14 protein-coding genes are annotated in these 15,710 nt (G+C 58.1%); 2 read left to right on the top strand and 12 right to left on the bottom strand.

What is annotated here, in order from left to right; all coding sequences use genetic code 11:
- Positions 1 to 172 precede the first annotated feature (172 nt).
- Together HMPREF2787_RS01315 and HMPREF2787_RS01310 are read right to left on the bottom strand one after the other, a co-directional pair.
- A complete protein-coding gene (locus HMPREF2787_RS01315) occupies positions 173 to 664 on the bottom strand; it encodes a DUF6912 family protein (RefSeq protein ID WP_049172814.1) in 492 nt (163 codons plus the stop codon).
- Entirely contained in the window at positions 664 to 1,074 is a 411-nt protein-coding gene (locus HMPREF2787_RS01310) for an HAD-IA family hydrolase (protein WP_038627918.1), read from the bottom strand. Before HMPREF2787_RS01310 ends, HMPREF2787_RS01315 begins: the two co-directional genes overlap by 1 nt.
- Positions 1,075 to 1,361: 287 nt before the next feature.
- Between HMPREF2787_RS01310 and HMPREF2787_RS01305 the strand changes: the two genes are divergently transcribed.
- Positions 1,362 to 1,985: a hypothetical protein gene (locus HMPREF2787_RS01305; protein WP_070603445.1), complete on the top strand. Its 624-nt coding sequence runs from the start codon at positions 1,362 to 1,364 to the stop codon at positions 1,983 to 1,985.
- A gap of 3 nt (positions 1,986 to 1,988) precedes the next feature.
- On the opposite strand, the gene secA is transcribed toward HMPREF2787_RS01305, so the two are convergent.
- The 9 genes from secA to HMPREF2787_RS01260 all read right to left on the bottom strand — a co-directional run bounded on the left by secA (position 1,989) and on the right by HMPREF2787_RS01260 (position 13,320).
- A complete protein-coding gene (secA, locus tag HMPREF2787_RS01300; RefSeq protein WP_049193304.1) occupies positions 1,989 to 4,691 on the bottom strand; it encodes a preprotein translocase subunit SecA in 2,703 nt (900 codons plus the stop codon).
- Between the two features lie 161 nt (positions 4,692 to 4,852).
- Positions 4,853 to 5,512: a ribosome hibernation-promoting factor, HPF/YfiA family gene (hpf, locus tag HMPREF2787_RS01295; RefSeq protein ID WP_016422210.1), complete on the bottom strand. Its 660-nt coding sequence runs from the start codon at positions 5,510 to 5,512 to the stop codon at positions 4,853 to 4,855.
- Between the two features lie 162 nt (positions 5,513 to 5,674).
- Positions 5,675 to 5,932, bottom strand: a complete 258-nt coding sequence (locus HMPREF2787_RS10810; RefSeq protein ID WP_141751986.1) for a hypothetical protein — start codon at positions 5,930 to 5,932, stop codon at positions 5,675 to 5,677.
- 493 nt (positions 5,933 to 6,425) lie between these two features.
- Complete coding sequence (locus HMPREF2787_RS01285; RefSeq protein ID WP_070603447.1) at positions 6,426 to 8,267, bottom strand: LpqB family beta-propeller domain-containing protein; 1,842 nt, start codon at positions 8,265 to 8,267, stop codon at positions 6,426 to 6,428.
- Positions 8,268 to 9,941: an MtrAB system histidine kinase MtrB gene (gene mtrB, locus HMPREF2787_RS01280; RefSeq protein WP_210387011.1), complete on the bottom strand. Its 1,674-nt coding sequence runs from the start codon at positions 9,939 to 9,941 to the stop codon at positions 8,268 to 8,270.
- 78 nt (positions 9,942 to 10,019) lie between these two features.
- Positions 10,020 to 10,694 carry an MtrAB system response regulator MtrA gene (gene mtrA, locus HMPREF2787_RS01275; RefSeq protein WP_016422206.1) on the bottom strand — a complete coding sequence of 225 codons (675 nt, stop codon included), beginning with the start codon at positions 10,692 to 10,694 and terminating at the stop codon, positions 10,020 to 10,022.
- Positions 10,695 to 10,748: 54 nt separating this feature from the next.
- On the bottom strand, positions 10,749 to 11,378 hold the full coding sequence (locus HMPREF2787_RS01270; protein ID WP_042389188.1) for a dTMP kinase: 630 nt from the start codon (positions 11,376 to 11,378) through the stop codon (positions 10,749 to 10,751).
- Positions 11,379 to 11,423: 45 nt separating this feature from the next.
- The gene (gene ahcY / locus HMPREF2787_RS01265; RefSeq protein WP_016422204.1) at positions 11,424 to 12,878 is read right to left on the bottom strand and encodes an adenosylhomocysteinase; all 1,455 of its coding nucleotides are present in this window, start codon (positions 12,876 to 12,878) and stop codon (positions 11,424 to 11,426) included.
- A 67-nt stretch (positions 12,879 to 12,945) separates the two neighbouring features.
- The gene (locus HMPREF2787_RS01260; RefSeq protein WP_049191146.1) at positions 12,946 to 13,320 is read right to left on the bottom strand and encodes a DUF4259 domain-containing protein; all 375 of its coding nucleotides are present in this window, start codon (positions 13,318 to 13,320) and stop codon (positions 12,946 to 12,948) included.
- 349 nt (positions 13,321 to 13,669) lie between these two features.
- Between HMPREF2787_RS01260 and HMPREF2787_RS01255 the strand changes: the two genes are divergently transcribed.
- Entirely contained in the window at positions 13,670 to 14,422 is a 753-nt protein-coding gene (locus HMPREF2787_RS01255; protein ID WP_016422202.1) for a hypothetical protein, read from the top strand.
- 2 nt (positions 14,423 to 14,424) lie between these two features.
- Here HMPREF2787_RS01255 and manA read toward each other — a convergent pair whose 3' ends face one another.
- Positions 14,425 to 15,627, bottom strand: coding sequence for a mannose-6-phosphate isomerase, class I (gene manA, locus HMPREF2787_RS01250; protein WP_070603450.1), 1,203 nt, complete (start codon positions 15,625 to 15,627; stop codon positions 14,425 to 14,427).
- Between the last annotated feature and the right edge of the window lie 83 nt (positions 15,628 to 15,710).

The raw sequence follows: 15,710 nt of genomic DNA, 5'->3' as shown, positions 1-15,710 counted from the left end.
TAGCGAAATTGTCATTACCCCCACCCTCGTGCGAAACACCCCCTTTGACATGGAGCTTATCCACACAAAACAATCCCGCCTTTTATACCCCCGCTGAAAACACTTGTGCCATACAAAAAAAGGGGCTGGGTTCCTAAACCCAGTCCCCTTCTTTAACGCCAAGCACGCGCTACTACAGGAAGTCGACCACCATGCCGAGCTCAGCTACGTCATACCACGCCAGCGGGATCTCCAGCGCATCGCCGACAGTGAGCTCCGCATCCTCGTCACCGAGATCTGCCTTATCGACGGCATCAATCGCAGCCTCAACCTTGCTTTCCGCCTCTTCCACATCAATGTGGAGCGCTGCAACGTCGGCAAGCGAAATTGGGCCGCCGACCTTAACCACGGCATCTCCCATATCCGACTGCGGCTCCGCCTCCACATCAACGGAAATGACCACTCGACGGTGCGGGAACTTCTCTTCTGCGGCATCGAGCAGACGGAGCGACGCACGCGCAGCCTCATCAAAGGCTACGTCTGCCAGTTCCTCATCATCGCCCTCAGTAAAGAAATCGCGCAGCGCTTCAGTGACAGCAAAGCCCCAACCACCGCGGGCGTGGAAGAGCTCATCCTCCTTAAGCGCCTCAAGCATGGAGAAAGTCGCTGGGATATAGACACGCATTAGAACTCGCCCTCGAGACCCAGTAGACCGGCAATCTCGACCACTGCGCGGTCGAACTGCTGATAGAAGACTCCCACCATGCCGTTAGAGACGGCCGCATGGATGTTCTCAATCGAATCATCTACCAACACGCAGTCCCGTGCCGGCAGTTCAATAGCCGCAGCGGCTGCATTAAAAGCCTCTGCCGAAGGCTTCTCATGGCCAATTTCACCAGAGAGCACAACTGCGTCTACCAGGCCCTCATCTTCGAGCTTGCGAATCGGATCCGCCGATGGGCCACCTGGGTCATTCGACAGGACTGCCAGGCCAACACCATTTGCACGCGCCTCTACCAGCAAATTACGCCAACGTGCCTGGTCTTCATCCGTGCCGTCAAGGACACCACAGTAATCGATAATCATTCCGCGCATGGCCTGTAGTTTATCGCATGACCTGCACGTTTGCCTTTTTTCCAGTTCAGCGTGTTAATTGGCTGTTCGTTACGCCCATTTGTAGACGACCAGAACGGCCTTGACGGAAACCGATAGGACCATTAACAGCGAAACACTCAGCCCATTTCGCGACTGCGCCTTCTCCACAATCCCCCCACGCCGGCCGTGAATTCCCCTTCACAAGCTGCACACTTAAAGCACTTGTAGGACAATGGTCTTCAGCAAGGGGGAACTTGCCAATGGAGAGTTTTTAGGGGGATTAATCCATGGCACCAACGTCTCACGTACCAAAATCTCAGACACCGATGCCTTACGCGCTGTCGCACGCCGCTGAGTACCGCTCCAGTGGCAGGGAATCCATTGAACCGGCAACGGGCTTTTCGCTTCTCCACACAATTCAACTCGGCCAGTCAGCTAATGCCGCCGCCTCTCAAACCGCAAAAGTGGCACCGACCTATAGCGGATGCTCCGCTGCCACCGGGACCGCTGTCATGACGGCATTACCGCCCGCCGTGGCCACTCCTGCTGCGAAAAAGACGCCGCAAACACCGCACGTCGTCCAGCACTGTGAGCAGAATCTGAGACAGGAGCTTAGCACGATTACTCGCCGCGTCTTCGACATCATCGCGGGTCGCAGGCGAGTCAACGATTTGCGTCGCATCAATATCGACCCAATTATTCACGCTGCGATACTCACGCTGTCGAAGAACACCAGCCTCAAGGGTGTCGCGTTGCAATCCTTCCACGCCAGCGCTTCCGCGGACGGCAAGAAGGTCGAGTTCCTGGGTAGTTGCCGTGTCGGTCCGCGCGTTCGCGCGTTCACGGGCACTTTCCGCCGCGGAACAGCAAAAACGCGGCCATGGACCATGACCGCGTTTCGTGTGCTTTAGTGCTTAGCGACGGCGCTTGCGAGCCGCCTTCCGACGCTGCGCTCGGTTGCCCTCAGACTCTTGATCCACGCGCTGCTGCTCTGCACTGCCGTCCTCGCTGGGGCCGGAGTAAGTCATCTGCTGATTTTGCTCAGCAGCTTCCGTTGGCAGAGCTGGAGCCTGGTTCTCCTGCCCCTCGGCGTTTTCCACTGCAGGCATAACCTGCTTACGGATCAGGAACAACTGACGAACCGATTCTTCCTTGATGCCGTCCATCATCGCGGTGAACATGTCGTAGCCCTCACGCTGGTACTCCACCAGCGGGTCAGCCTGGGCCATGGCGCGCAAGCCAATGCCCTCCTTGAGGTAGTCCATCTCGTAGAGGTGCTCGCGCCACTTCTGGTCCATGACGTTCAGGATGGTGAAGCGCTCGATGTTGCGCATCTGGTCGTCGCCGCCAATTGCGGAGACCGCATCCTCAAGCTGGTCGTAGCTGGCCGAGATGTCCGTGTGCAGAGCCTTGGACAGCTCATCGGCCGAGAGGTCACCCGGGGTACCGAAGTCAGAGCCATCAATAAGCTCTTGCGCCGTAAACGTCGGGCTGTAGAGCTGCTCTAGGGCATTCCACAGCTCGTCGAGGTCCCAATCCTCCACGTAACCGTCAGCGGTGGCACCGTTGACATACGCATCGACGACGTCGTCCTGCATGTCACGGACCTGAGTCTTCAAATCCTCACCTTCGAGGATGCGACGGCGCTCAGCGTAGATGACCTTACGCTGCTGGTTCATAACCTCGTCATACTTCAGAACATTCTTACGGATTTCGAAGTTCTGGCTTTCCACCTGAGCCTGAACGCTCTTAATGGAGTTGGAGACAACCTTGGAGTCAATAGGAACGTCATCCGGGACATTCAGAGTGTTCATCAGCGCTTCCATGCGCTGACCGTTGAAGCGAACCATGAGATCATCGCGCATGGACAGGTAAAAGCGGGTAACGCCCGGGTCACCCTGACGACCGGTACGACCACGCAACTGATTATCAATACGGCGCGACTCATGGCGCTCAGTGCCCAGGACGTAGAGGCCACCGGCCTCACGTACCTTGTCAGCTTCTTCCTTCGACTGCTGACGAACACGCTCAATCTCAGCGTCCCACGCCTCTTCGTATTCTTCCGGAGTTTCCACCGGGTCCAGACCACGAGAGCGCAGATTCAGGTCAGCGATGATGTCCGGGTTACCGCCCAGCACGATGTCAGTACCACGACCGGCCATGTTAGTTGCCACGGTAACGCCTCCGAGCCGACCCGCCACTGCGACAATCTCAGCTTCCTTCTCGTGGTGCTTAGCGTTCAGCACAGAGTGAGGAATACCTTCGCGCTGCAGGAGCTTGGAAAGGTACTCGGATTTCTCGACTGACGTCGTGCCAACGAGAACTGGCTGGCCCTTTTCATGGCATTCGCGGATGTCCTCGACAACAGCGGCGAACTTTGCCTCCTGCGTCTTGTAAATCAGGTCGGGCAGATCCTCACGCTGCTTCGGGCGATTCGGCGGGATCGCCATGACGTTCAGCTTGTAAATCTGGTGCAGCTCAGCCGCTTCGGTCTCAGCCGTACCGGTCATACCGGACAGCTTGTCGTAGAGGCGGAAGTAGTTCTGGAGCGTGACGGTTGCCAGCGTCTGGTTCTCGTTTTTAATCTCCACCCCTTCCTTGGCCTCAATTGCCTGGTGCATGCCCTCGTTATAGCGACGGCCTGCCAGCACACGACCGGTGAACTCATCGACAATGAGGATCTCACCATTACGAATAATGTAATCCTTGTCGCGGGTGAACAGTTCCTTGGCCTTCAGGGCATTGTTCAGGTAACTGACCAGCGAAGAGTTTTCCGGAGCATACAGGTTGGCAATGCCCAGCTGATCCTCAACGAATTCAACACCCTCTTCACGAATACCGATGGTGCGCTTACGCTCATCGACTTCGTAGTGAATATCGCGCTTCATACGCGGCACGATCTTGGAGAACGCCAGGTACCAGTGCGGATCGCCATCTGCCGGACCGGAAATAATTAATGGGGTACGGGCCTCGTCAATCAGAATCGAGTCAACCTCATCGACGATGGCGAAGTGGTGCCCACGCTGCACCAAATCGTCGAGCGAATGCGCCATGTTATCGCGCAGGTAGTCAAAGCCGAACTCGTTGTTCGTGCCGTAGGTGATGTCGGCAGCATAGGCCTTGCGACGCTGGTCCGGACTGAGCTCAGAGAGAATCACGGAAGTCTCAAGCCCCAGGAAGCGGTGGACTCGACCCATCCACTCCGCGTCACGCTTAGCCAGGTAGTCATTAACCGTAACGACATGAACACCCTTGCCTGCCAACGCATTGAGGTATGCGGGCAGCACACAGGTCAGGGTCTTACCTTCACCAGTCCCCATCTCGGCAACGTTGCCGAAGTGCAGTGCCGCACCGCCCATAACCTGGACGCGGTAGTGCTTCTGCCCCAGCACGCGCCAGGATGCCTCGCGCGCCGTGGCGAAAGCATCCAGCAGCAAATCGTCTACATCGGCACCGTCAGCCAGCTGCTTCTTAAACTCCTCGGTCTTGGCACGGAGTTCATCGTCTGAAAGAGCTGCGTACTCGTCTTCCTTGGCGATGACCTGATCTGCAATATTGCCAAGCCTCTTGACAGCGCGGCCTTCACCAATGCGGAGCAACTTGCTGAGCGAAAACACTAAATTGGGACCTTTCCGGCCGATTCACGTCGAACTTTAATGTGCAACGGTTGATTATACGACGAACCCGCCTTCCCTTCTAAGAGAAGACGGGCTCATGTGAGCAATTACTTACCAATACACAGCTCTGCGCGGTATTGCGTGCTCTTTTTGGTGAAGACTTACTTCTCGTCTTCGTCTGCCAGCTCAATCAGACCGTAGTCGTATGCGTGACGACGGTAGACCACGGACGGACGAGAGGTTGCCTCGTTAACGAAGAGGTAGAAGTCGTGACCGACGAGCTCCATCTCAGACAGAGCATCTTCCACCGTCATCGGAGTTGCGGAGTGCTGCTTGGTACGCACAACCTGGCCCGGGGTCACGTCCTCAACCAGATCCTCGTACGGATCAGCCTTTTCCGGAGCCGCTGCCTCAGCCTCTGCAACCAGCGAAGCAGTTGCCTCGCCGACGGACATCGGTGCACGGTGGCCAGAACGGCTAATCTTGCGGCGAGCCTTCACCTTACGCAGGGAGCGCTCCATCTTGCCCAGAGCAGACTCCAGTGCAGCGTAGAAGCTATCTTCCTTCGCTTCCGCACGAGCCAGGTGTCCCTTGCCAGTAGCGGTGATCTGAATACGGTCAGAGCGGTCTGCACGGCGCGGATTCGGCTCGTGCTGGAGCTCCACGTGGAAGAAGGTCAAAGTCGGGTCGAGGCGCTCAATCTTCGCCAGCTTCGCCTTAACACGATCTGCGAAGTGCTCTGGAACCTCAACATTGCGCCCGGTGATGGTCACCTGAGCGTTCGGGCTGAGTACCTCGTTGTTGTCAGCAGGTGTGGACACTTGCTACCTACCTCCCGGTATGGCCACCGCCCTTCCGTGAGCGGGATTACTCACGGCGTCTACGGTGACGAGTCTTTCTGCACCCCCAGGATACAGTTCCGGGGGTAACCAATGCCACGTTCCCCTCGTTTATTTTTCGCTTGCCGACGACACCCCCTGCGTCTACGCCCGGGCGAGCACCAACACCATGTCGATGCGAATCCCCAATGACGCTGCCACCAACTCGGTTTCCGCTGCAGTGGCACCAGTGGTGGCCACATCATCAACCAGAATTACTGTCGCCTTCGCACAGCGTTGTCGCAGCTTGTCGCTAATTCCGCGCTTGAATTGCGTCAGCGGCACAATGTGGCCAGAAAGATTTCGTCTGCGTTGAGAAGCCCCCAGCTCCGCGGAATCCCGCGTGCGCCCGCCAATGCGCACCAGGGGCAATACCGAACTGGAGGGGAGCTGACTGCAAGCAAAGTCGCAGGCAATTGTTACCGGGTCCCCACCCCGTTGTCGACGGGATGACGATCTTGTCGGCGCGGGAATCAAAATGACGGGGGTAATTTCCGGGGGCATTATATGGCCATCAGAGGCCAGCCTTCGTACCGCAGCGGCGAACACGGCCCCCATGATTCGTCTAGCTTCACCACTGCCCCGTTCTTTGGCCGACAAAATGAGATGTCTCCTCGCACCCGAGTACGGACCGCAGGTCCACGCTGCTGCGCGTAACGAAGCCCGCGGTGAAAACCGCACTGGAGGTTGCTGAAGATCGTCCTTGCAACCGCGACACAGCGCCCCGGAGCAGCCGCACACCGGACAGGTTTCCGGTATCACGAGGCCGATTGCATCGCGGGTAACGTCGTAAAGCACGCGCAGAAATTCCTGCGATGACCTCCCCTGCGCCATTAATCCCCTCCCCGATTTGCGCTTATTCCACAGACACCGGAGCCATTCGACCGCGCGCACCCGGAACCTGGCGCCAGAACTGCTGCTGCCCCTCGCTGGAGATCAGCTCCATGACACCGGTGGCATCCAATGCGTAACGCTTCGACGAGGTCGCGGTAACTACAGGAATTGGCGGTGTCAGGTTGAGCTTCGGCAGAACGGAGCTAGTCGCACCGTCCGGGAAGGCACTCCACATCGGAGTGTCTCCGCTGTAACCACCCACCGTGACCGTTTGATTCGGCGACCACGTCAGCGACACCGGGGAGACGTTTTCAGGTAGCGGCAGAGCGCGCGGATGCGTCAACTTCCACGGTTTATCGTCATGCCTTTCGATGGTGGCGATATAGACTTCACCAGCGATAATCATCGCTACCTGCGTGCCTGAAGAATCGACGCGGAATTCAGAAATACCGGCGCTCGGGCGCCCCGTGCCTTCGCCGCCGTCAAGAAGGTGATTGAGCTCAGAGGTATCAACCTCCTCCTGCTGAATCCGAGATGACGTCGACTGCCGAACCAGGCGTACGACGGTTGTACCGTCCTTCACTGTCCAGACCGCCTCGGCGTCTGGAGACCATGTCGGACGGGTGAGACTCTCGCCAGTCAGCACAGGAACCGGCTGATCTTGAATTCCGCCGAGCATCAATGTGGACTCACCGAGGTCATACGAACCGGCACGACCATCCACGGCCGAGCGGAACACAGCGGCAATAAGCTCGCTGCCATTGGGGTTGACGCCCACTGCCGCGGAAAACACCGCAGTGCTGCCGCTGGCGGTCCAGCCGCGCCCCACAGGTGTAGCGTGGCCGTCAGCAATCTCGTAGATACCGCTGCGGTCGACCGTCCGCAACGGTGCGTTATCAGCCGGTAGATGATTCGGGTCGTAGAGCTGGATTGCGTCAGTGTCCTTCGTCCACGGCTCGTCGTGGCTGGCAACCAGTGGTTCGCCGTCGGCCATGAGAATCCACGGACCACGGAAATCTGCCGAATCGAGAGTCCAGATAATCTGCGCCGCGAGCATGACACGCAGTTCCTCGGAAACATCACCCAACCCGGTGATTTCGACCCTGCGACCGTCCGCGTTGGACACAGGTCCTGCTTCTACCGCAATCGAGGCATTGGGCTTGAGCACGGTAGTGACGCCCGGTCGCAGCGGTGCTGATGGTCCGTTCTTCAGCTTTGTCAACAGATTGGTCGCGCCATCGGTGACGCCACGATAGAGCCAACGACGATCTGTGACCAAATGATTACCCGCCGGGTCGAGGAAATAGACATTGCGAGGCACATTGTTTTCCAGGAATACCTGACGCTCCATGACAACACCGTCGGGCAGCGAGGAAATGCGCCACTGTCCATCCGAACCGAGCTTCATCTCCACGGTTTCCTCATAGTCACCGGACTGGGGCTCATAAGCACCATCAGTACCAAATTGACCAACGCTGCGACCTCGGGCAACGAAGGACTGTCGCGATCCTCCATCTTCCCGCTGAGCGATGAGGTTGACACCGTCGAGAATGCGGGCACTATCTTGCGGTTTCCAACTGGCCGCAAGTTCCGGGGTCATGAAGGCACGCATAGCTTGAAAATCATCAACCGGATGCGCGGCCGCGGCGAAAAAGTCGCGCAGGACAATGTCTGCATTGACATTCGGACGTGGCTGCGGAACTTCAATACGAACCTGGGGCGGCTCAAACGGACGCAGCACCTGGGGGCTGGTGTTCCGCGGAATGGTGGTACATCCTGCGGCCGTGCCCAAAATGATCACCGAGCTAAGCGCCACTGTCTTACGCAGGACGCGACGAGCCTTTGACTGTTGCTGCGCCGTCATTTAACTATCCTCCTCTCGTGCCTGTTGGGATTCGCTATCGCTAGCCCTCTGCCCCTTACCCTGATCCTGGCTCTTGGCTTGCGGTGCATTCGATTCCGATTCCAACTCCCGTGCACCAATTTCCCGCTGGTGCGGAATCTGATCGGGCAGCGGGGGAACTTCCAGTCCGAGCGGATGCTCGCCGAAGCTCGCATCGGGCTCCAGCGGCACAGTCAGACGGAAACAGCTACCGACCGTCGGCACGCCAAATGCCTCTAGTTCCCCACCGTGCAATTGTGCGTCCTCGCGTGCGATCGCCAAGCCAAGTCCCGTACCGCCGGTGCGTCGGACACGCGAGGGGTCAGCACGCCAGAAACGGTTAAACACCAGTTCCTGCTGCTCCGGCTTTAGCCCCACACCGTGGTCAACGACCGTAAACGAAACCGCGGAATCGCTCGCCCGCACGGTGACATCCACCGGATTGCCCTCACTGTGGTCAACAGCGTTGGCCATAAGATTGCGTAGCACGCGCTCGATACGACGCGAGTCGACTGTCGCCATTACCGGTTCATCGGGCAGATGGAAGCGGATGGGCGTACCGGTCTCCTTAGCCACGACCGTTACCTGCTGATAGGCAGCATCCACGCAGCGACGAACATCGACCTTTTCTGCGGATAGGTCTGCAACGCCGGCATCGTGGCGTGAGATCTCAAGCAGGTCATTGAGAAGCATCTCAAAACGCTCAAGCTCCTCATTCATCAGCTCAGCTGCGCGGCGAGTCGCCGGATCGAGGTCCTCAGCGCCGTCCGCAATAAGATCAGCGGCCATACGCACCGTGGTCAGAGGTGTCCTCAACTCATGCGAAACATCGGAGGTGAACTGTCGCTGCAGACTGCCGTATTCCTCCAGCTGTCTAATCTGCGTCGACAGCGATTCGGCCATCTTGTTAAAACTCATGGCCAGTCGCGCCATGTCATCTTCACCCTGCACGACCATGCGTTCGCGCAAGTGACCGTCGGCAAAGCGCTGGGCAATCTGGGCGGCGGAACGCACTGGTGTCGTCACCTGATTGGAGAAGAACCAAGTAATACCGCCGAGAAGCGCCATGATGATTACTGTCGCACCTGCGAGCAGACCACGAACCAACTTAATAGTCGATTCCTCTGCAGCCATAGAGGTGACCAGATAGAGCTCGAGCCCATCAACCGAAGTAGAAGTGGGACTACCGATAATTAACGCCGAGTATGTGTCGCCGCGGTTATCAGTGACTTGGCGTACCTGATACGCAATTTGCCCTTGTCGGACTACTTCATGCAATCGCTCTGGAACATCGGCCTTAATCGGCGATGAAGCCAACACCGTGCCTCGCGGCACCGGCGCCACGAGCAGTGGTTCATAACTTGTCAGTGGTGCAGCACCGGAACCGGCTGCACGGTTCACAAGAGCATCGCGTCCCACGTTGAGCAGAGCTTGCAGCTCGTTGGACGAAGAGTTCTCAATCGCCCGCTCCACCACTGCGCGAGCACGGTCAATTTCCTCGTCGGCAGCGGTAACCTTTGCGTCGATAAGCCGCTGGGTAACAATAGTCGCCAACGCGAAACCGAGTACCGCAATCACCATCGCGCTCAGTACCACCACGGAGGTCAGAATGCGCGCTTGGATAGACGTGCGCCAGAGCGTAACCGCCCAGGTCACTCCCCTATTGGTGAAGTCTCGAAGCTTCGTTATTAATCGACGCAAGAATCGGCTCCCACTAAAGCTGACTGGCCTTGTTTAGTCACCCGTCTTGTACCCGACACCGCGGACGGTCAGCACAATCTGCGGGTTTTCCGGATCCAGTTCGATCTTCGAGCGCAGACGCTGAACGTGAACGTTGACGAGTCGAGTATCCGAGGTGTGCTGATATCCCCAGACCTTTTCCAACAACTCATCACGGGAAAAGACCTGCTTCGGACGGGATGCAAGAGTGTGCAATAGGTCAAACTCCAACGGGGTCAGAGAAATCTCCTTGCCATCACGGAACACGGCGTGACCGGGCACGTCGATGGTCAAGTCGCCGACCTCGAGGGTCTCGCTCGGGCTGTCCTCTTGACGACGCAGCCGAGCGCGCACGCGCGCCACGAGCTCCTTCGGCTTAAAGGGCTTCGTGACATAGTCATCCGCACCGGATTCCAGGCCGAGGACCACATCGACTGTGTCGGTCTTCGCAGTCAACATGATGATCGGCACCGCCGATGTCTCTCGCACAGTGCGACAGACATCGACACCACTCATGCCCGGCAACATGAGATCCAGCAGAATCAAATCTGGATTCTCCCGCTCTGCTGCCTTGACAGCTTCGAGGCCATCGTCGACTACTACTGTGTCGAAGCCCTCGCGCTCCATCACCATCGTGAGCATTTCGGCGATGGCCGGATCATCATCAACAACCAGGATTTTTGAGCTCATGCGTCATATTCTAAACGTAAAGCTATCTAGTTCTGTAGTTTCCCGTTGAGGTGGCTAGCGCAGGCGTGCACTGATCCATTCCACAAGGCGGTCCGCCCCATCGTCCCCCGTAAGCATCAGCCATGGTGACTGCCACGAGCCCTCCGCGAACTTTTGGTACGCCGCTAGTGTGCGCTCCTGCAAACCCGAGTCCTTTTCGTAGGCATCCCTAGTTCGCTGCACATCAGAGGCTTCCCGCTTGCGTGCGCGGTCGGCTGCCACTCCCACCGACGTGGCCAGACAGACCTGAACGTCGGGAAGCGGAAGCTGGAAATCCTCGAATTCGGTCTTCTCAATCCACTCGACGATCGCCGGATTCTGTGTGCGAGCCAGGGAGTAGGCCGCGTTGGACGCGACGTAGCGGTCGATAATCAGAACATCGTTCTCGTGCGCTGCATCAACAATCGCTTGACGACGTTCTTTGCGGTCCAGAGCGAACAGGAGTGCCATTGCCCAAGCGGAGTCCGCGGTGTCGCCGAGCTGACCGTGCAAGGCTTGATCGGCGAAATCAGCGAAGATTGTCTGCCGGTACGCCGGAAAGGTCATCGAAGAAACGGAGTGTCCTTGACTTCGGAGTTGATTGGTAACAGCTGTGACAAGCGTGTTCTTGCCAGCACCGTCGATTCCTTCGACTGCGATAATCAAATTCTTCTCCTCGCACACATGGCTGCGGCCTAGCCTTGGCTAGAACTAGTAGCGGTAGTGCTCTGGCTTATACGGGCCCTCGACGTCAACGCCGATGTATTCGGCCTGTTCCTTGGACAGTCGGGTGAGCTCACCGCCGAGTGCCTCGACGTGAATGCGAGCGACCTTCTCATCCAGAATCTTCGGCAGACGGTGGACAGTGTTGTCGTACTTATCACCGTTGCAGTAGAGCTCAATCTGCGCGATTGTCTGGTCGGCGAAGGAGGTCGACATTACGAAGGACGGGTGTCCGGTGGCATTACCCAGGTTGAGCAGGCGCCCCTCGGAAAGCACAATCAGAGAGCGTTCCTCGCCGTCAGCATGCGGGAAGATGTACTCGGTGACCTGCGGCTTGATCTCCACACGACGGACATCATCGCGGTGGTGCAGGCTATGCATGTCGATCTCGTTGTCGAAGTGGCCGATGTTGCCCAGCAGCGCGTGGTTCTTCATCTGCTGCATGTGCTCGAAAGTGATGACGTCCTTGTTGCCTGTGGCGGTGATGACAATGTCGACATCTGCGATGACGCTCTCAGTAGCGACGACGTCGAAACCGTCCATCAATGCCTGCAATGCGTTAATCGGGTCGGCCTCGGTGACCTGAACGCGAGCGCCCTGACCCGCCAGCGCCTCCGCGCAGCCCTTTCCCACATCGCCGTAACCGCAAACCAGCACATTCTTGCCGCCAACCAGCATGTCGGTACCGCGGTTGATGCCGTCCAGAAGGCTGTGGCGGGTGCCGTACTTGTTATCGAACTTGGACTTGGTGACCGCATCGTTGACGTTCATGGCCGGGAATGGCAGCACGCCCTGCTCTGCGAAGTGGTAGAGGCGGTGGACACCAGTGGTGGTCTCCTCTGTGACACCCTTGACCGACTTTGCAATTCGGTGCCAACGGCCGGCATCCTTCTCCAGGCTGGCGCGAAGCATGTCCTTGAAGGCAATAAACTCGTCCGAATCCGACTCTTCTGCTGGCGGCACCAGGCCAGCATCCTCGAATTCCATGCCCTTAATAACAGCCATGGTGGCGTCGCCGCCGTCGTCCAGAATCATGTTGGCATCTTCATCGCCCCAGTCGAAGATGCGGTCGAGGCACCACCAGTACTCCTCCAGCGTCTCGCCCTTCCAAGCGAAAACCGGAACACCCTGCGGGTCCTCCGGAGTGCCGTCTCGCCCAACGACGACAGCCGCAGCGGCCTCATCCTGGGTGGAGAAGATGTTGCAGGAAGCCCAGCGAACCTCTGCGCCCAGCGCCGTCAAGGTCTCGATGAGCACCGCGGTTTGAACCGTCATGTGAATGGAGCCGGAAATACGGGCACCGGCCAGTGGCTGCTGCTCTGCATACTCTTCGCGCAGGGCCATCAGGCCTGGCATCTCGTGCTCGGCCAGACGAATCTGGTGACGACCGGCCTCAGCCAGGGAGAGGTCTGCAACCTTGAAATCAATGTTCTTCGAGGACATGTAACGCTTTCTCTAGATTCTTTGACGTGAGATTCTTCTTAAAGAATCACTACTGGGGACGCGAGAATTACTCTACCGCTTCGACACAGTTTTCCAGCGCCGCCTGGTCAGACTCACTGAGTTCCCCCAGAAGACTATCGAACACCTCGGAGGCGATAGCCAACGCATCCTCCTCGCTGCCGTGTGCCTCCGAGATTCCCTCCCGGATGAAGCTGTAGTCCTCCACAATGTCACCGCCGCTAAATGGCGCACCATTCCAAATTGCAATAATCACAGCCGCCGCGAGTGCGCAGGCCTTCTCATCGCTACTTTCGGAATCCACCCCAATGCGGCCAGCATCAATCAATGCACCAACGCGATCCTGTGAGTCGAGATCCTGAACCTCATCGAAGAGTTCAATGACCGAATCGCTTCCAAAAACCTCAGTCTCCCAGATGGACATGATAGGTGGCCACGCTCCTTTCGCGCTTCGAACCAATTGCCAGTTTTCGTCTTCGACGAGCGCTTTCCGAAGAGCGCTTTTCGACGAGCCCACGGTAATCTGGCCGCCGACCTAATAGCTGTCGTCTGCACGCGCCGCTAGCCGGAAAACCGCATGTGGCCTTACCGAAGTTCTACCCGACTTTTCGCCACTTTTACAGTGCGAGAGACTTATTTAATCCCCTCAACACAATTTTCACCCTAGAGAGAAGATAACGGGCATGTTAAGTTAGTTCCCAGACCTCGTAATGTAACTGTTATCTTTTTCGTTACAGGGCGACCTCACGCATGACACGAAAGGAGTACCTACCATGGTGAAGAAGGCTTTTGGAGCTCTTCTGCTCGCAGCCCTTCCCCTGAGCGTTTCGCTCGTTGGCTGCTCCGATAGCAATGCTGCCGAGGGGGCGAACCCGGAAAACGCCGGCTCTCAGTCGAAAATGGAGACCTCTGCTCCGCTGCCTCCAGTTCCTAGTGATGCCGAGCTGCAGCAGAGCACTGAATCGAATTCGGATTCCTCGCTGACTGAGACGACTGGCAGTCTGGTACCTCGTCCGACCACGCCATCGAGCAGCGAGATTGTAGAGGATCCGTACCTGCCACCGCAGGCGTATATCCCGCCGACTTCCACAAGCTCTAGTACGACAACTCCGACGTCGACCACATCAACACCTCCGACGACCACGGAGACCACAGAGCCCACGTCTGACGACGTTTCTTCGCCGACGCCCAGCAAGCCGGTGCCACTGCTACCGGAAGATAACTCGGAAAAGCCGAACGACAGTCTTCCGGAAGGCGACGGTGACGCAGCAGCTGAGCCGAAGCCGCCTTCATCGCAGGCGGAGTCCCAGTCGGGTACGCAAACCACAACTCCGTCCGAGACTCCTCAGAAAACTCCTTCGAACGAGCCGACGTCCCCGAAGGTGCCGACACCGCCGAACAACCAGGCCCCTTCGAAGGAGAAGGACACCACTGGCGGCAATGGGGCTATCAATAGCAAGATTTCCCCAATCCCGGAAAAGCCGAAGGACTCCGGATTCCTGGGAAATCTCTTCGATAACGACTAGGACTAACCCACCCGCGGGACGGTCGCGACAAAGACGGTTGCCCCGCCTTGGCGCGCAGTCAACTCAATATCGACTGCGTCAACAGCCGGAACCCAGGCCGCATGGCCACTGGGAACCTCAACCACGGAGTCGTCGTGACGCAACGCCACCGTGCCCGCGGTAGACAACACAACCGTGGCGGATTTTTCGTCGAGCAGAACATGTTCGCCCGGCTCCAGGTCCCGCGAACGAAGGCGGAACTCGCGCACCGGCGCGTCATAGTCATTCCAGCCATCATCGGTCAGCCGCGACTGCAGCACCGGATCTGGCAGCGGGCGGAAAGAGAGCACGCGTAGTAGCTCCACGACATCGACATGCTTAGAGGTCAGGCCTCCGCGCAACACGTTGTCGGAGTTGGCCATGATTTCCACGCCCATGCCATTGAGGTAAGCGTGCAACTGTCCCGCACCAAGGTAGATGGCTTCGCCCGGCTGTAAGCGAAGGCGATTAAGCAGCATCGACCCCAGAACTCCCGGGTCCCCCGGATACTTTCGAGCCAGTTCGCAGGTAGTCTCGGCTACTCGCGAGAACTCCTCGTCCTCGCCACTGTAATCCGCGCACTTAGCAGCCACGGCTTCGACCAGCTCATCGAGGACATCCTGGGGCAACGTCAACCACGTTGTAAACAATGCCCGCAGAGCGCTCTCGTCATCGGCGGCATCGAGCAGTCCCATGTAGTGGTCGAGCTCCGGTACCGCCAGCGCTGCGAGCAGCTCCTTCGTGCGCTCCACCGGGCGGAATCCGGCCAACGCGTCGAAGGTAGTCAGGGCGACAATGAGTTCTGGCTTGTGGTTATTGTCCCGGTAATTGCGGAAATGTGCAGTGGCCGGAATGCCCTCCGCATTTTCGCGTGCAAATCCCTCCTGAGCTTCTGCCAAGGTGGGGTGTGCCTGCAGCGACAGCGGCTCATCGGCTGCGAGCAGTTTCAACAGGAACGGCAGCCTGCCGTTGTCGGTGTCAATTGCGCATCCGAGCGCAGCCGCCGGATCCTGCGCAATGAGCTCATCCAACGGCGTGCCGGCCACTGTGGCCGATGCCAGTGCATGCGCACCAAACCACAGTTCCGCCCAGGGCTTCGATGTGGGAGCGTCCGCACCGGTGATTCTCGCCAAATGTGTACGAGACCCCCAGGGGTACGACTGCAGCACGGGGTCCAACAGCTCCATGCCCGTATCACTCCTCTAATAGTCACTACTGGCGCAAGCACGCCAATCTCACCGAAGCCCCAAAAGCCTTCGGTGACACCCGG

It is taken from the genome of Corynebacterium sp. HMSC061H03, assembly GCF_001838215.1.
GTDB classification, from domain to species: Bacteria; Actinomycetota; Actinomycetes; order Mycobacteriales; family Mycobacteriaceae; genus Corynebacterium; species Corynebacterium jeikeium_D.
Note: the sequence above shows the minus strand (reverse complement) of the source record. Positions and strands in the feature narration are given on the sequence as shown.